The organism is Bacillus sp. LQ16, assembly GCF_057784645.1.
The window spans coordinates 5,023,164-5,039,947 of the sequence record NZ_CM173491.1; the positions used below are offsets into that span (position 1 = coordinate 5,023,164).

General features: G+C 37.6%; 17 protein-coding genes. 4 read left to right on the forward strand and 13 right to left on the reverse strand.

All coding sequences use genetic code 11. The features are described 5' to 3' along the window. From uvrB to AC3EMB_RS25600, 7 genes are all read right to left on the reverse strand, one after another. Positions 1-1,977 (reverse strand): excinuclease ABC subunit B, encoded by a 1,977-nt coding sequence (gene uvrB, locus AC3EMB_RS25570; protein WP_000400989.1) that lies wholly within the window; start codon positions 1,975-1,977, stop codon positions 1-3. A 151-nt stretch (positions 1,978-2,128) separates the two neighbouring features. Further along, complete coding sequence (locus AC3EMB_RS25575) at positions 2,129-2,560, reverse strand: DUF4362 domain-containing protein (protein WP_366986978.1); 432 nt, start codon at positions 2,558-2,560, stop codon at positions 2,129-2,131. A 45-nt stretch (positions 2,561-2,605) separates the two neighbouring features. Further along, on the reverse strand, positions 2,606-3,226 hold the full coding sequence (locus AC3EMB_RS25580) for a hypothetical protein (protein ID WP_488517343.1): 621 nt from the start codon (positions 3,224-3,226) through the stop codon (positions 2,606-2,608). Beyond that, a complete protein-coding gene (locus AC3EMB_RS25585) occupies positions 3,223-3,984 on the reverse strand; it encodes a MerR family transcriptional regulator (RefSeq protein ID WP_000260342.1) in 762 nt (253 codons plus the stop codon). Before AC3EMB_RS25585 ends, AC3EMB_RS25580 begins: the two co-directional genes overlap by 4 nt. Positions 3,985-4,084: 100 nt before the next feature. Continuing rightward, on the reverse strand, positions 4,085-4,312 hold the full coding sequence (locus tag AC3EMB_RS25590) for a hypothetical protein (RefSeq protein ID WP_069356499.1): 228 nt from the start codon (positions 4,310-4,312) through the stop codon (positions 4,085-4,087). Positions 4,313-4,459: 147 nt separating this feature from the next. Then, positions 4,460-4,657 carry a helix-turn-helix transcriptional regulator gene (locus AC3EMB_RS25595; protein ID WP_000538364.1) on the reverse strand — a complete coding sequence of 66 codons (198 nt, stop codon included), beginning with the start codon at positions 4,655-4,657 and terminating at the stop codon, positions 4,460-4,462. Between the two features lie 297 nt (positions 4,658-4,954). Further along, on the reverse strand, positions 4,955-5,977 hold the full coding sequence (locus AC3EMB_RS25600) for a YeiH family protein (protein WP_000438413.1): 1,023 nt from the start codon (positions 5,975-5,977) through the stop codon (positions 4,955-4,957). A gap of 151 nt (positions 5,978-6,128) precedes the next feature. Here AC3EMB_RS25600 and AC3EMB_RS25605 point away from each other — a divergent pair, with 151 nt between their 5' ends. The 4 genes from AC3EMB_RS25605 (at position 6,129) to abc-f (ending at position 9,891) form a co-directional block, all read left to right on the forward strand. Further along, positions 6,129-7,022: a LysR family transcriptional regulator gene (locus AC3EMB_RS25605; protein WP_050844707.1), complete on the forward strand. Its 894-nt coding sequence runs from the start codon at positions 6,129-6,131 to the stop codon at positions 7,020-7,022. A gap of 51 nt (positions 7,023-7,073) precedes the next feature. Next, positions 7,074-7,442: a MerR family transcriptional regulator gene (locus AC3EMB_RS25610; protein WP_050844708.1), complete on the forward strand. Its 369-nt coding sequence runs from the start codon at positions 7,074-7,076 to the stop codon at positions 7,440-7,442. Between the two features lie 4 nt (positions 7,443-7,446). Further along, complete coding sequence (locus AC3EMB_RS25615) at positions 7,447-7,986, forward strand: flavodoxin family protein (RefSeq protein WP_078400866.1); 540 nt, start codon at positions 7,447-7,449, stop codon at positions 7,984-7,986. A 270-nt stretch (positions 7,987-8,256) separates the two neighbouring features. Beyond that, a complete protein-coding gene (abc-f, locus tag AC3EMB_RS25620) occupies positions 8,257-9,891 on the forward strand; it encodes a ribosomal protection-like ABC-F family protein (protein ID WP_078400867.1) in 1,635 nt (544 codons plus the stop codon). Positions 9,892-9,993: 102 nt separating this feature from the next. On the opposite strand, the gene AC3EMB_RS25625 is transcribed toward abc-f, so the two are convergent. The 6 genes from AC3EMB_RS25625 to ftsE form a co-directional block, all read right to left on the reverse strand. Next, the gene (locus AC3EMB_RS25625; protein ID WP_488517344.1) at positions 9,994-10,305 is read right to left on the reverse strand and encodes a heavy metal-binding domain-containing protein; all 312 of its coding nucleotides are present in this window, start codon (positions 10,303-10,305) and stop codon (positions 9,994-9,996) included. Positions 10,306-10,370: 65 nt separating this feature from the next. Continuing rightward, entirely contained in the window at positions 10,371-12,086 is a 1,716-nt protein-coding gene (locus AC3EMB_RS25630) for an ABC transporter ATP-binding protein (RefSeq protein WP_078400868.1), read from the reverse strand. Positions 12,087-12,297: 211 nt separating this feature from the next. Beyond that, positions 12,298-13,500 (reverse strand): PDZ domain-containing protein, encoded by a 1,203-nt coding sequence (locus tag AC3EMB_RS25635; protein WP_053563366.1) that lies wholly within the window; start codon positions 13,498-13,500, stop codon positions 12,298-12,300. A 91-nt stretch (positions 13,501-13,591) separates the two neighbouring features. Then, positions 13,592-15,028, reverse strand: a complete 1,437-nt coding sequence (locus tag AC3EMB_RS25640) for a S41 family peptidase (RefSeq protein ID WP_000830313.1) — start codon at positions 15,026-15,028, stop codon at positions 13,592-13,594. A gap of 118 nt (positions 15,029-15,146) precedes the next feature. Next, on the reverse strand, positions 15,147-16,040 hold the full coding sequence (gene ftsX / locus AC3EMB_RS25645) for a permease-like cell division protein FtsX (protein ID WP_000645028.1): 894 nt from the start codon (positions 16,038-16,040) through the stop codon (positions 15,147-15,149). Further along, positions 16,030-16,716, reverse strand: a complete 687-nt coding sequence (gene ftsE / locus AC3EMB_RS25650; RefSeq protein ID WP_000594319.1) for a cell division ATP-binding protein FtsE — start codon at positions 16,714-16,716, stop codon at positions 16,030-16,032. The genes ftsX and ftsE overlap by 11 nt, the downstream gene beginning before the upstream one ends. Positions 16,717-16,784: the final 68 nt, after the last annotated feature.

Genomic DNA, 16,784 nt, shown 5'->3' on the forward strand with positions numbered 1-16,784 from the left:
TCACCCTTCCGCTTTTAATTCTAATAGTAAATCTCTTAGTTCAGCTGCACGCTCGAAGTCTAATGCTTTTGCTGCTTCTTTCATCTCTGCTTCCATCTTCGCAATTGTCTTTTCACGCTCTTTTTTCGTCATTTTCTTAGCAGGAGTTGCTTCGTATGTTTCTGTCTCTTCAGCAGTTGTCGTTGCACGGATTACATCACGTACGCCTTTTTGAATCGTTTTCGGCGTAATACCATGCTCTTTATTGTAGGCTTCTTGTATAGTACGACGACGCTGCGTTTCTTCAATTGCAATTCCCATTGATCTTGTTATACGATCTGCGTACATAATAACGCGGCCGTTTTCATTACGCGCGGCACGACCAATTGTTTGAATTAATGAGCGCTCTGAACGTAAGAACCCTTCCTTATCAGCATCTAAAATCGCTACAAGTGATACTTCTGGAATATCTAATCCTTCTCGTAATAAGTTAATACCGACCAGTACATCAAACTTACCGAGGCGAAGGTCACGAATAATTTCAATACGTTCTAACGTTTTAATTTCAGAGTGAAGATAGTTCACTTTAATTCCTACATCTTTTAAGTAGTCCGTTAAATCCTCTGACATTTTCTTCGTTAAAGTCGTAATTAATACACGTTCATTTTTTGCAATACGATCTTGAATCTCTCCTAATAAATCGTCAATTTGCCCTTCAATAGGTCGTATATCGATTGGTGGATCTAAAAGCCCTGTTGGACGAATAATTTGTTCTATTACTTCTGGTGACTGCTCTAACTCGTACGGTCCTGGCGTCGCCGAAACGTAAATAACTTGATTCGTTTTCTCCTCAAACTCATCAAACATGAGCGGTCTATTATCTAAAGCTGATGGCAGACGGAATCCATGATCCACAAGCACTTGCTTACGTGCTTGGTCCCCGTTATACATCGCTCTTACTTGTGGCACTGATACGTGCGACTCATCCATAACAATTAAGAAATCTTCCGGGAAATAGTCCAATAACGTATACGGTGTTGCACCCGCTGGACGAAGTGTTAAATGACGGGAATAGTTTTCAATACCTGAACAAAAGCCCATCTCGCGCATCATTTCTAAATCATAACGTGTACGTTGCTCTATACGCTGTGCTTCTAGCAACTTACCGTTATCATTTAATTCCTTTAAACGCTCTTCTAATTCTTTTTCGATATTTTCAATAGCGACCTTCATTTTCTCTTCACGTGTAACGAAGTGAGATGCTGGGAAGATTGCTACATGATCACGTTCTGCTAATACTTCACCTGTTAACGCATTTACTTCACGAATACGATCAATTTCATCGCCGAAAAATTCAATCCGAATACAATGCTCATCAAGTGATGCTGGGAAGATTTCAACTACATCTCCGCGCACACGGAATGTACCACGCTTGAAATCAATATCATTACGTCCATACTGTACATCAACAAGTTCACGAAGCAATTGATTGCGGTCCTTCTCCATACCAACTCGAAGTGACACAACTAACTCGCGATATTCTTCAGGAGAACCTAAACCATATATACACGATACACTCGCAACGATAATTACATCGTCCCGTTCAAATAATGCAGACGTTGCCGAGTGACGCAATTTATCAATTTCATCATTAATCTGCGCGTCCTTTTCAATAAACGTATCTGTTTGTGGTACATACGCTTCCGGCTGATAATAATCGTAATAACTAACAAAATACTCAACTGCATTATTCGGAAAAAAGTCTTTCAACTCACTATATAACTGCCCTGCTAACGTTTTATTGTGAGCCATAACAAGTGTTGGCTTTTGCACTTCTTTAATGACATTTGAAATCGTAAATGTCTTACCCGTTCCTGTCGCTCCAAGCAACACTTGCTTTTTCTTTCCACTATTAATTCCCTCTACAAGCTTCTCTATAGCTACCGGCTGATCACCTTGCGGGGAATACGCTGATATAATTTCAAATTGATGTTCCAAGTAAAATCCGACCTCCTCATAAAAATCTGTATTATTATTTTACCACGAATGCCTATAAAAAACCTAAAAAAACGAACAGATATTCGGTAAAGTTTTCGACAATATACACATAGAAAAAGGAAGGAGTAAATACTTCCTTCCTCTACTAATTCTATTTTTTAGGTACATATACTAAGTCATATCCATTGCGCCCAGCTTCATTCATACAATCTATTAACCGATAAGTACTTTCTGATTCGCGCTGCTCTTTAACAATACTTTTACAACTATCTTTATGTAACCCTTTATCCTTCCCAGCAAATTTGTCTTTTCTATTATCTGACACATAAAATATATCGTTCCCACTATACTCTAACGTTTGAAAAATCGGGTCCCCTTCAAGGGTATACTGTACAATTCTTATTTTATCAACTTCCCTTTGTTCGACATTCAAAACGAAATTTTCAAATTTATCTAGATTGGAAATCCTGGTTCCCTTTACAATGACATCGTTCTTCTTATCAATTGTAGTGTTAGATGGTGAGCATGCTACTAAGCTAAAGAGAAATATCCATATAAAACTGGTTCTTTTTCCTATTGTCATCCTCTCCTATAAAAATTATTTGTATACCGCAAAAGCTACTTTCCCCTAAGAAAGTAGCTTCTTGTTCCCTTTCTCCTTCTTCGGAAAAAGAACATATGAAAATGAAATAGCTGCATCCACTAAAAGTATAATCACCCAAACTTGGCTCACGCGACTTGCAGCTTTATTTAAAACGATTCCCGATTCTAACCAATTACCCCATTGTTCAAATGGAATAAATCCATACGCGAAGAAAAAGAATATGTGCACACCAACGAATAAAACAAGATGTAATACCCAATTTTTTATTTCCTGCTTTGCATAGGCCATACCTGTTAATTCTACCTGTTCTTCAATAATAGGCGCCGGTTCATTACGCCATTTCGCAACTAGCTTTTGCGCAAATATATCAAGCTTCTTCAAATCCTTTTTCCCGTAGAAAACTGCATACAGTAAAATAATTACAGTAATGATTTGAAAATTAGAGAACTTTCCTGTTTGATAATAGTCCACTGCCCCTAATGTTAAAATAAACACTTCATTTACGAGGAGTACAATCCCCATAATAAAGCTCGCCTTCTTCAAACGGAATCCGTAACGGAGTAAAAAGAAACCGATAGCCGATAACCAAAATACAATCTCTGCTCCAATTAAAAAATACCAACGATATTCTGCGAGTATGCTCATTTATCCTTCTCCCTTTCATCATAAATACGAAAAGCTTCATCCATATATAATAAAAACTCTTCTTCAATTGGATACATGCTCATTTTCTGTGAATCTTCCTTTGATTTTCTAACTTCCCATAACTTATCTAAAAACGCTTCGTCACCATTAGCCATTTCTAAACACTTCTGCATTAATCTCTTCATTGCCCTTTGTACTTCATCACTAGTGGCTTCTTTACCCTCTTTCATAAAAATACGTAATTGCTTTAATAAATCTACCCATTCTAAAACATTCGGATCTTCCTCACTCATATTCGGCAAATTATGAAGCAACTTTTGTTCTTCCTTTGAAAATACTTCATTTTGAAATATTTCACGTATACGAGGAGACTGTTTTGAAAGCTGAATAAGTTCAAACATAACTTTCCAATCAAGTTCTCCCTCTACATCTACCGAATAAACAACTGCTTGTAAAACACGCTCCATTCGATTGAACTTCTTTTGTTCTTCTTGTACAAATCGAAGTTGGTTTTCAAGTGATTTTTTCAAATCCAGCTCACCTTTTACTAACATATTCGCAACTTCTTTTAATGAAAATCCCATTTCTTTTAAAAATAAAATTTGTTGCAAACGAATAACGTCAGCTTCACTATATAACCGATGCCCACCCTCTGTTTTTCCGCTCGGCTTTAATAAATCTATTTGATCATAATAACGTAGTGTACGTACTGTAACCCCTGTTTCTCTCGTCAGTTCTTGTATTGAAATCACTACCATCACCTCTTCCCCCTCATTATAGAAGATGACGTTACGTAACTTTCAAGTGTTTTGTAAAAAAAATACAAAAAGCTGTTTATACAAAGTGTATAAACAGCTTTTATGGAAATAACCCCTTTTGTATGGCGCGCCCACAAAATAAAATAAGTGCTCCAACAACAACACTCGTTGCCGTTTTATGATAATGGGCTAATACTAATAAATAATACGATAAACCTACAGTACCAATCATAATACAAATACTTGGCACTGGATTACGAGAAAAGTTTTGCATTCCCCAAAGAAGCGCAAATATAGCTGTAGCGACACATAACACCGGTAATTCCATCCCAGTTCCCCTTTTTCTATCTATTATTCTTTGTTGCTAACACGCTCGTTGATGCCGTACTAATTAATAAACCAAAACCAATCCTTATATATTTAAACGTTTAATCTAATTGAAATCTCTCAAGCTTATCCTTTTTTTTCTCTCCCCTTACTCCAGCGTAAAGATTTCCTCCACCTTCACTCCAAAATACTTGGCGATTTTTAAGGATAACTCTAGACTCGGATTGTAATGATGATTTTCAATCGCCACTATCGTCTGCCGCGTCACCTGCATCGCCTTTGCCATTTCAACTTGTGTTATATGATTTTGCTTTCTTAACTCTTTTATTTTATTTTTCACACCCATAGGATCCACCTTCAAAAGTAAAGATATCTTTACTTAAATTATAAATATTTTCCAGTTATAAGTAAAGATATCTTTACAAATTTTAGAAAAATGTTTCATTGAACATCTACTCTAACAAAGTACAAGAGTAATTCAATTTATATCAGCGCAACTTAAAATATATCGGCGATTTTGCAAATATATCAGCGCAACTCCATTTATATCGGCGATTTCCCAAATATATCGACATCAGTAGCACCATAAGCATAAGAAAGAAGCTGCCCCAAAATATCTTTTGGAACAGCTTCTTCGTCCTACTTATATAAATCCTAATCCCCATACAAGAACGTATCCAAGAACCGATAAGCAAACCGAGCCAATCAGCCCTGCCACGAATGCTTTACTTCCTAATTTACGGAAAGTTTTAAACTCTACATTTAAACCGAGCCCTGCCATCGCCATTGCGATTAGCATATAAGCAATGACAACAATGTATCCCGCAACAACTTCTGGAATAATCCCAAGCGAATGCACTGCACTCATTGCTAAAAACCCGAAGATGAACCATGGAATTGGAAGGTCGCGCCATGATCTTTTTTCCTCGCTACCTTCACTCTTACCAAACCATAATCCGATTAAAATCGCTACTGGTACAAGCATTGCAACGCGCGTTAGTTTCACGATAACTGCGATATCTACAGCCGTGCTTCCTCCTGGCGCCGCAGCCGCAATTACGTGAGCAATTTCATGCAGTGTCGCCCCTGAGAACACTCCATATCCGTATGGAGATAGGCCAAGCACTGGATATAATAACGTATAAATAAGCGTAAATATTGTACCTAAAATTGCAATGATCGCCGCTCCAACTGCTGTTTCGTCATCTTTTGCTTTCACTTGCGGTGCAATTGCCACGACCGCGGCCGCGCCGCAAATTGCCGTACCGCATGCTGTTAAAATCCCAAGTTTCTTTTCTACTTTAAATACTTTCGTTAGTCCGTATACAACAAAAATAGTAAATGTAATAACAACCGCCGCGATGACCAATACTTTCGGCCCCGCCTTCGCAATATCAACAAGATTTAATCGCATTCCAAGTAAGATGATCCCAAAGCGCAGTAACTTCTTACTCGCAAAGTTCGTTCCTGCAATCGCATCATGAGGAACTCCAATTGCAGCGCGCCAAACCATCCCAATTAGAATAGCAATTACTAATTGTCCCATAATATTTAAAAATGGAAGCTCTGCTAAATATTTCGCGGCAATTGCGATTAATAATGTAATCCCAATTCCTTGCGAAAATCCAAAGCCCTTCTTCTTTTGTATAACAAGTGTTTGTTCCACCTTGTACCACCCCAATAATCGTATTGGAACATGCATGTTCTTTCTACTTACATTATAAGAGAGTTTCTATAATAAGTTTAATACCAATACCAAATCTCTATCATCAGAAATACTTATGATAAGATGATAGAAAAAGAAAGGAGCCCATTATATGAACGTAGATATTTTAAAAATTTTTGTTACTGTCGTTGAACAGAAACACTTCTCCCGTGCAGCAGAATTATTAAACCTTTCACAGCCTGGCGTAAGTATGCATATACGCAACTTAGAAAACGAATTTGGCACTACTCTTATTCAGCGCTCCCCAAAACACGTCCAAGTGACAGAGGCTGGAAACATATTATATATACATGCAAAGCAAATGCTCTCTCTTTACGAAGAAGCCAAACAAGAAATTAACGAACTACATAACGTTGTAACAGGAACTCTTCGCATCGGTGCTAGTTTCACAATTGGCGAATACTTACTTCCAAAAATACTGGCTAACTATGCGAATGAAAATCCACACGTCGAAGTTCATACTTTCATCTCAAATACAGAAGACGTTTTGCAAAGCCTTCGCTCTAATCAAATTGATATCGGCCTAGTAGAAGGGCAAGTCATATACGCTGATGTTGACGTTGAAACGTTTATGCAAGATGAAATGAAGCTTGTCGTTCCGCCAAATCATCCATTGCTCCGCACAAATGAAATAAATGAAAGCACACTCCAAGATCAAGTATGGGTATTAAGGGAAAGTGGTTCTGGTACACGCGCTTATAGCGATCGTTTTATTCATCAACACCATTTGAAAATGAAACGATTCTTTACATTTAGTAGTATCCAAAGCGTAAAGGAAGCAGTTAGTGCCGGGCTTGGCATCGCTATCCTTTCTGATTGGACTGTACGAAAAGAGCTACTGGCAAAAGAGCTATTCCACGTCGAAGTTCCAAATGAACAACTCATCCGCCCGTTCTCCATCGTGCGCGGCAAATATTTCATCCCGTCTAAAGCTATTCAGGTGTTTTTAAATCATGTAGACTCTTTTGCGAAAAAACAGCATTGACCTTCACATTAGTGTGAAGGTTTACAATACATTTAAAGGGAGTGAAACGCATTGCGAATTGGAGAATTATCAAAAGAAACCGGGGTTAGCGAAAGATCACTAAGACATTATGAAGAAAAAGGATTACTCCCTTCTAAGCGCCTTGCAAATGGCTATCGTGATTTCGACGAAAGTGCCGTTGAAAAAGTAGAGCTTATCCAAATGTACTTACAGCTCGGCCTAAATTTAGACGAGACAGCAAGGATGCTACGCTGCCTCGAAATCGAGCCGCACCTGTACGACAATCCGTGCAGCAGCATCCTTACGCTTTACGAAGATAAACTCAATGAAGTAACAAAGCAAATCTCATTACTTTCCAGCATTCAAACGAATTTGCAAAAACACGTTTCACTCCTAAAGCAAACAAAAGAAAAGGGATGATTACATGTTTGTTATACAAGGCAGTTCAAGACAAAACGGAAATACAGAAGCTTTAACACATATGGTGATTGATGGAATTGAAACAGAACAAATTTACTTGCGTGATCATATCGTCCACCCAATCATAGATCAGCGTCATGATGCAGAAGGATTCCAACCTGTAAATGATGACTATGAGCAGTTAATCGAGCGTATGTTAGAGCACGACACAATTATCTTTGCTACACCGCTATACTGGTATGGAATGAGCGGTCATATGAAAAACTTCATCGATCGCTGGTCACAAAGCTTGCGTGATACATCCCTTCATTTCAAAGAAAAAATGAAAGGCAAAAAAATGTACGTTGTCATCGCTGGTGGAGATAATCCGAAACTAAAAGCATTACCGCTTATCTCCCAGTTCCAATACATCTTTGATTTTGTTGGTTCATCATTTGAAGGGTATATTGTTGGAGATGCGAATGGACTAGATGAAATCCAAAATGATGCTGAGGCACTGACAAAAGCACAATTGTATAATAATAAACTCAAAAATAATAAATAGAAATTAGTTTGACAAACCGTTTTGTATGCGCATACAATAAAAGTAATATTATGAAAGGAAGGTACTTTGACCAATGAAGTTCTAATTCTCTTATTTATTTCATCCATCACAAATAGTGAACAAAAATGATGAAAACTAGCAGAGGATTAGTCTGTCCATTTGTCGATACTTTCTTTCGAAGCGATTATGTAAAAAATCGTTTATTTATGTACGATTTTTACATACAAGGGCGACATTTATCCTCTCTAGTGAAACTAGGGAGGTTTTTTTATGACTATTTTATTCGCACGTAATATTGAAAAGAGCTTTGGTGATCGTACCCTATTTACGTTGTCATCACTGGAAATTCAAGTGCAGGATCGTATAGGAATTGTCGGAGTCAACGGAGCTGGAAAATCTACGTTACTACAAATATTAAGTAAGGAAATAGAAGCTGACGAAGGCACAGTAACTCATCATAGTTCTATCAGCATCATTCCTCAGCTTAGCGAAGAACTACCAGAAACCGCTTCTTCTCTCGCAAAAGGAAAATGGAGCATTTCAAACGTTACAGATTCAATGAGCGGCGGTGAACGAATGCGCCTAAAAATTGCCCACGCTCTTGAACAGAATGCAGGCATTTTATTCGCTGATGAACCAACAAGCCACTTAGATATGGTCGGTACAGAGCAATTAGAAAAGGCCCTTTTATCTTATAAAGGGGCACTTGTTTTAATATCACATGATCGTGACTTTTTAGATGCGATATGTACAAAAATCATCGAAATCGAAGACGGTACTATTCAAGAGTATAAAGGTAATTATTCAAACTATCGCAAGCAAAAAGAACGTGAGCGAATACAAAAACAAGCAGAATATGAGCAATATGTACAAGAAAAAAATCGTTTAGAGCAGTCCATTTTACAAAAAAAACAACGTGCTTCTAGCATGACAAAAATCCCAACACGGTTCAGTTCATCTGAATCTAAACTTTATAAATTAAGTGGGGCTCATGGCCAAGAACAGGTTAGTAAAGCAGCGAAAGCATTAGAGACACGTCTCGAAAAACTAGAAAAGAAGGAGAAGCCAAAGGATCTTTCTCAAGCTCAGTTTGACGTACAATACCATGCACCCATTCATAGTAAATTAGTAGTACAGTTCAATAAAGCAACAAAGAAAATAGGTGACCGCACACTATTTAAAAATATGAATGGAACTATTGCTCCTGGTGCAAAACTTGCTATTTTAGGGGCAAACGGAAGTGGAAAAACGACTCTGTTCAACATGCTTCTCACAAACGAGCGTGGCATTCAGCTTTCCAAAAGTTGTAAAATTGGATACTTCGAACAAACACTATCCATTTTAAAAACAGATAAAACCATTTTAGAAAATGTTCTAGAAGAAACAAACTATACAGAATCGTTCGTTCGCACAATACTTGCACGGCTTCTATTCCGCCGTGAAGATGTTCATAAACCTGTGCACGTTCTAAGCGGGGGTGAGCGAATGAAGGTTGCACTCGCAAAAGTATTTTTAGGAAACTATAATATGCTTCTGCTCGATGAACCGACAAACTATTTAGACTTAGCGACGCAAGAAGAATTAGAAACCATGTTACAAGAATATCCTGGCACAATACTTTTCATTAGCCATGATCGTGCCTTTATTCGCTCTGTTGCAGACCATATTCTACAAGTAGATGAGAGTGAACCAAGAGTATTCCACGGTAATTACGAGCAATACACAAAAAGAACCACCGGAGATTCTGTAAACGTTACTGAGCAAGAATTGTTACGATTACAAACAAAATTAACAGAAGTCATCGGCCGGATTTCCATTCCAAATCATCACGATGACATCACATCTCTCGAACAAGAATACGCAAAATTATTAACTCAAATTCAAAAATGTAAAGAAGCACTCTAATGTCTTCCCTATATATATCGACGGGGCATTCCACATTTCCCAAGAAATATTGAATCTTCGACATAGAATACAAAAAGCCGTGCATCAGCACGGCTTTTCATTTTAGATACGGACAGCAGTCCCGCTCACTGCAACCATTAGCATTCCTTCACGAACTACTTCGTAATCCACGTCGATACCAACAATTGCATTTGCATTTTTTTGTCTTGCGAAAGTTTTCATTTCTTCCATTGCGATGTCGCACGCTTCTTTTAATTTACTTTCATAAGCACCTGCACGACCGCCGACAACGTCACGGACAGAAGCGAAAAGGTCACGAACGATGTTCGCACCCATAATCGCCTCTCCATTCACGATATCAATATACTCAATAATTTCTTTTCCTTGAATTGTAGAAGTTGTTGTTACAATCATGCTTCATAGCCTCCCATATAAGATTCTCACTTACTTATGGTGCACTAATTCAGCAGAAATTATATTTACAAACTGAACTGAGCTTCGTATAAACGGCTGTATCCTCCACCTTGCTCAATTAGTTCCTCATGCGAACCTTGTTCTGCAATACCATCTTTATTTACAACGACGATACGATCTGCATTTTTAATCGTTGCAAGTCTATGAGCAATAACTAATGTTGTACGACCGACAGATAGTTCAGCCAGTGATTTTTGAATCGCTAGTTCCGTCTCTGTATCTAATGCGGAAGTCGCTTCATCTAATATTAAAATTGGCGGGTTTTTCAAGAACATACGAGCAATCGCTAGACGCTGCTTCTGTCCACCAGAAAGTTTCACACCACGCTCACCGATAACGGTATCTAAACCGTCTGGTTGTGAGTAAATTAAGTCTTCTAACTGCGCACGTTTTACTGCCTGCCAAATTTCAGCTTCTGACGCCTTTAAATTTCCGTAAGCAATATTTTCACGAATTGTTCCTGAGAATAAGAACACATCTTGCTGCACAATTCCAATTTGCTTACGAAGTGAAGATAATGTCATATCTTTCGTATCAATACCATCAATTTGAATTGATCCAGATGATTGCTCATAAAAACGTGGTAATAGGCTACATAACGTCGTTTTCCCTGCTCCTGATGGTCCAACGAACGCAACAGTTTCACCTGCATGTATGTTCAAACTAATGTCATTTAAAATCGGTTCTTTATTTTCATATCCGAACGTAATGTTGTTATATTGAATATCACCATGTACCTGTTTAACTTCCATTGCATCTTTAGAGTCTACAATGTCAGGCTCTGTTTCAAGAAGCTCTACATACCTTTTAAAACCAGCGATTCCTTTCGGATAGCTTTCGATTACCGCGTTAATTTTTTCAATTGGACGGAAGAAAATATTCGTTAATAGAACGAATCCGATAAATCCACCGTATGTTAATTCTCCTTGCAGAACAAACCATGTACCGCATATTAATACGAAGAGCGTTACAAGACGCATGAGCATATAACTAATCGATGAATTTAAAGCCATAATTTTATACGCCATTAATTTCGTTGTACGGAAACGAGCGTTGTTAACAGCAAATTGCTCTTTCTCAAACTTTTCATTTCCGAATGCTTGTACAACGCGAATGCCCCCTACATTGTTCTCAATGCATGCATTAAAATCAGCAACATCTGAGAATAAACGTCTAAACGTACCTGTCATTTTTTTATTGAAGTAAAGCGCCAACCATAATAAGAATGGAATGACGAAGAACGTTAATAGCGCTAACTTCCAGTTAATCATCATCATAAATGAGAATGCCCCAACTAAAGTCATAATAGCGATAAACAAATCTTCTGGTCCATGATGAGCAATTTCCCCAATTTCCATTAAATCGTTTGTAAGGCGTGAAATTAGATGACCTGTTTTATTATTGTCAAAAAATCTGAATGATAGCTTTTGAATGTGATCAAATAATTTCTGCCTCATATCCGTTTCAATGTTAACACCAAGCATATGTCCCCAATATGTAACGACATATTGTAAGCCTGCATTTAATATATACACTGCAAGTAAACCGAAACAAGCCCATAAAATAAGCGTCCAGTTTTGTCCTGGCAATAACTTATCAATAAATTGATTTACGATAAGCGGGAAGCCAAGTTCTAGTAACCCTGCGACAACTGCGCAAGAAAAGTCGAGTATAAATAAACCTTTATACGGTTTATAGTAAGAAAAAAATTTACGTAGCATATCTTACCTCCATTTTCCAAAATTAAAAAGACTCCCTAAATGATAACCATTATCAAATAATTATTCAAGTTATCCGTCTATGAAACTGAAAATAAGCTTTACGCTAGTTGTTGTTTTTTGCCGAAAAGTCGATATAAATTTCATTTGCTACTGCCATCACCACTCACACACAAAAAAGGGGTGTCACCTATAGGTGACACCCTCACTTCTATTACATCGCTTCTGAATCCCACTCATGCTCCTGTTCAACGAATACAATACCTAATTCGTGATGTCCACCAGCATATAATGCTGTTTGTGCAAGACGAAGCTCACCATTTGTATCTAATACTTCTAATTTACAAAATGCTCCTGTCGTCTTCGTTTGAAGCGCATCATAAAATTCCTCGGCGCTTTTTGGAATGACTCCATTTACTTTCGTAATAATTTCTCCAGGCAGTAATTTCAGCTCTGCTCCAATTGTATTTGGAATTGTATCTAGTACAATGAGCCCATCATTGCGTGCAGCAAAATACGCTGGTCTTGTTTCATCGGCAATTTTCTCTTGCATCGAAATTGTGAAACGCCCAAGCATCGCGACTCCCATCGCGATAATTGCAAGTACGTGCCACCAGTAACTTGCGATTCCTAAAACGAGCACAAGTCCTGCTAATCCATAAACACGTCTTCCTGTAAATAATAAAGCTTCCGTCGGCTCATAACTTTTAATCTTTCTCATAAACCCAATTAAAAATGGAACGAGGAATAGAGAATATGTATTTGAACCTATTGAAACGACAGGCCACCATGAAATAAACTGCGTTACCGCATCACCCGGTACAAGAATAAAAATAGGAACGATCCATAAACGCTTTGATTCGTGTAAACCAATCTTTAATCCACGCTTCCCCTTCCTAATCTTCGGTGTAGAGTATCCTACCGCGTTTTTAGAAATCAATAAGCCTTCTACAATAAGCATAACGCCTAGTAAAATAGCAAGGGATACAATGGTACTCTCTTCACCTTCTCGAAGCTGTAAGAAGGAAACTGGTAGCTTAGAAGATAATAGAACACATACAATCGCAATGCTAAATGTATAAGCTGCCGATAAATATCGATACATAGCCGTTAATCCAAATAGTAATGTCCAAATTAAAATGGCCCATAAGCTTGCTTTAGAAACAACAAGTCCAAGCCCAATCGTAATAATAGATACTACTAATCCGTATCCAATCCCTGCAAATAGAGAGGTTCGCAGTTCAAACCAAATATCATAAACTTTAAAAGAAAAATCTTTTCGTTCTCTTAACATACGTAAGTATCCAACGAAGATACTACTTATTACAAATATATAGACAGCAGGGTGTAAGAAAAAACGTCCAACTGCCCGCATTATTTCAAAAATCCACGCCTCCACGAACTCATTCACCACCATTTATATCATTCTTTCTTTTTATATTATCACAACTAAACAAACGTTTGTTTAACACAAAAAAATACAGGCAGCAAACTGCCTGTATTTCTTCTTATTTTGCCATTAACTTTAATGCTGACTGTAATTGTAAATCATTTTCTCCAGAACGGATTTTTTCGATAATTTTAGTTTGAATCGCTTCAGCTGTCTTTTTATCAAGCTGTCCTGTCGCTTCCATCTCATTCGCATTTTGGAATGCTTTCAGCGCCGATTCTGTCTCTTTACTAAAGTATCCATCTTCACGACCTGGTACATACCCTAAGCTCTTAAGCATTTCTTGAGCATGTTTTACTTGTACATCATTTGAATTGTATGAAAGTGTTTTTTCAATTTGAATTGGTGTCGCATGATAATAATTTGGTTGCTTCACTTCTACTGTTGGTGCGATTCCTTTTTTATGAATCCAGTTCCCATCCGGTGTTAACCATTTAAACATTGTTAATTTAATGTTGCTGCCGTCTTTAAATGGAACAGCTTGCTGGACAGTACCTTTACCAAATGTCTTTTCACCAATTAAATCGTATCCTTCTCCTTCTTTTAGCGCACCCGCTAAAATCTCTGAAGCAGAAGCACTTCCATTATCAATTAATACTGAAATTGGATATGGTTTTCTCTCTTTCAGTTCCGTAGAGAATTTCTTCTTCTCACCATTTCGCTGCTCTACTTGTAGCATCGGCTTTTTATTCGTCATAATTTCCCCTAGTATATCTTCTACACTATTTAAATAGCCACCAGGATTACCACGTACGTCAATAACTAAGCCTTTTATATTTTTCTTCTCTAACTCTTTTAACTGATCCTTAAATTCTTTCGCTGTATTTTCAGCAAAAGAAGTGATTTGCATATAACCGATATCTTTTCCACTCTCTTGCTTCACAGAACTAAATACTGTAAAGATTGGAATCTTTTCACGCTTAATTTTAAATACGATCGGATCAGTTACTCCCGCACGTTTAATTTCAATTGCGACAGTCGTTCCCTTTTTACCACGAATTTTTAATACTGCTTCTTCACGTGATAAGTCTTTCACACTGTTTCCATCTACAGATAAAATTTGGTCATTCGGTTTAATTCCTATCTTTTCTGCTGGTGAACCTTTAATTGGCGATACGATAATAAGCTTACCGTCCGTCTTGTTCACCTCAGCCCCAATCCCCTCTAATTCGGGATCAAGCGATTCACTAAACTGTTTGGCTGTTTCTTTATCCATATACGTGGAATAAGGGTCCTTCAGCGTAGACAACATACCTTGTATTGCACCTTCAACTAACTTTTCATCTTTCACGTCTTCCACATAACGTGAATCAATTAGTGCATACGCCTCATTAATTTTTGCCAAATTCCCTTGCGCAGTGCTAGCATTCCCACTCGAAATTGTTTGCGTTACTTCTGATGGGTTAACCCCAAATACAGACATGCCTGCAAACATTCCGCCAGCACCAATTAAAAATGCAACAACCATTCCAATAATTGCAACTCTACGTTTCAATGCGGAATTCCCCTTTCCAAAACACACAGGTGGTGTAGCAAAAGGCATCACACAGTGTGTGATGCCTTTACCTATTTCTACTATATGATAAGCTTGTACGAATTATGTTTGCAACTTTTTATACTTTTAAGAAGCGACGAATTGACATTACACTTCCCCACATACCGATTAAAGCACCGATTAACACTAGTAAACCAGCTAATTGGAATACGAAAGGACTGTATGGTAGAAGCTCGAAAATTGTTCCGCCAAGTTTTTCGTTAAACACACCTTGCAACGAATTATACGTAACTAGAATTAGGCCAATTGGAATAATTGATCCTAATACTCCTAAGAATAATCCCTCTAGCAAGAATGGCCAACGAATAAACCAGTTTGTTGCACCAACAAGTTTCATAATTTCAATTTCTGTACTACGAGCATAAATTGTAATTTTAATTGTATTAGAGATTAAGAACATCGCTGTGAATAAAAGACCAGCAATTAACGCAATCCCAATGTTACGACCAGTTTTTACAGTATCAAATAATCGTTCAACTTGCCCTTTTCCGTACTGAACATTACTGACAAACTGCATTTTTTCAACTTTCTTCGCGATTGTCGCTGTATCTGTTGGTTCTTTTGCTTTTACAACGAATACGTTTTTAAGTGGGTTATCTTGTTCAAATAACTCAAACGTTTTTCCACTATCACCTAAGCTTTTAATTAAACGTTTTAACTCTTCTTCTTTAGAAGAATATTTAATAGAATCTACTTTTGCAATCTTACTCATATCTTCTTCTAATTTCTTTTGATCCGCTTCTTTTGCAGCTGGATCAATGTGTACACGAATCTCTACATCTTGCTCTACTTTCGTCGCAAAATGGTTCATATTCATAATCGCTGTTAAAAAGACACCTACAAGTAATAATGTAACTGTTACTGCACTAACAGAAGCAAATGTCATCCATCCGTTACGTGATAGATTCTTTACACCTTCTCGCAAATGTCGACTAAGGGTCTTAGCCTTCATATCCGTATCCTCCCTCAATCTCATCTCGAACAATTTTTCCGCCTTCAATCGCGATTACACGATGACGGATTGTATTTACGATATCTGCATTATGCGTCGCCATAACGATCGTTGTGCCGCGCTCATTAATGCGAGTAAAAATATTCATAATATCAAGAGCTGTTTCAATATCTAAGTTACCTGTTGGCTCATCGGCAATTACAACCTTTGGTCTATTTACAATTGCTCTTGCAATAGCCACACGTTGTTGCTCCCCGCCCGAAAGCTCACTTGGAAGCGCGTCTGCACGATCTTCAAGGCCTACAAGACCTAGAACTTCTGTTACACGCTCACGAATTGCATCCGGTTCTTCTTCAATTACTTCTAAAGCAAACGCAACATTCTCATATACCGTTAATTTAGGTAGCAATTTAAAATCTTGGAAAATTACGCCTAATTGACGACGAAAATACGGAACGTCTCTTTCTGCCAATGTTTCGATAGTAAGTCCATTTACATTAATAGATCCTGTAGATGGTTTCTCTTCACGATACATCATTTTAATAAATGTAGATTTTCCGGCTCCACTCGGTCCAACTACGTATACGAATTCACCTTGTTTAATGTTAACTGTAAGACCAGCAATGGCTTTCATACCATTCGGGTACTCCTTATAAACATTCGTCATTTTTATCATTATTTATCACCCAATACTTAATGATTTTTTTCGAAATACTTTTCTGTACATCTGAAAATAAAAGACAT

Bases quoted from the DNA above. Each gene is read 5' to 3' on its own strand.
- AC3EMB_RS25580 (WP_488517343.1), bottom strand. From the start codon at position 3,226: ATGAGCATACTCGCAGAATATCGTTGGTATTTTTTAATTGGAGCAGAG.
- AC3EMB_RS25625 (WP_488517344.1), bottom strand. From the start codon at position 10,305: ATGATTGTAACAACAACTTCTACAATTCAAGGAAAAGAAATTATTGAG.
- AC3EMB_RS25635 (WP_053563366.1), bottom strand. From the start codon at position 13,500: ATGGTGGTGAATGAGTTCGTGGAGGCGTGGATTTTTGAAATAATGCGG.
- AC3EMB_RS25630 (WP_078400868.1), bottom strand. From the start codon at position 12,086: ATGCTACGTAAATTTTTTTCTTACTATAAACCGTATAAAGGTTTATTT.
- AC3EMB_RS25615 (WP_078400866.1), top strand. From the start codon at position 7,447: ATGTTTGTTATACAAGGCAGTTCAAGACAAAACGGAAATACAGAAGCT.
- ftsX (WP_000645028.1), bottom strand. From the start codon at position 16,040: ATGAAGGCTAAGACCCTTAGTCGACATTTGCGAGAAGGTGTAAAGAAT.
- AC3EMB_RS25595 (WP_000538364.1), bottom strand. From the start codon at position 4,657: ATGGGTGTGAAAAATAAAATAAAAGAGTTAAGAAAGCAAAATCATATA.
- AC3EMB_RS25585 (WP_000260342.1), bottom strand. From the start codon at position 3,984: ATGGTAGTGATTTCAATACAAGAACTGACGAGAGAAACAGGGGTTACA.
- ftsE (WP_000594319.1), bottom strand. From the start codon at position 16,716: ATGATAAAAATGACGAATGTTTATAAGGAGTACCCGAATGGTATGAAA.
- abc-f (WP_078400867.1), top strand. From the start codon at position 8,257: ATGACTATTTTATTCGCACGTAATATTGAAAAGAGCTTTGGTGATCGT.
- AC3EMB_RS25605 (WP_050844707.1), top strand. From the start codon at position 6,129: ATGAACGTAGATATTTTAAAAATTTTTGTTACTGTCGTTGAACAGAAA.
- AC3EMB_RS25590 (WP_069356499.1), bottom strand. From the start codon at position 4,312: ATGGAATTACCGGTGTTATGTGTCGCTACAGCTATATTTGCGCTTCTT.
- AC3EMB_RS25575 (WP_366986978.1), bottom strand. From the start codon at position 2,560: ATGACAATAGGAAAAAGAACCAGTTTTATATGGATATTTCTCTTTAGC.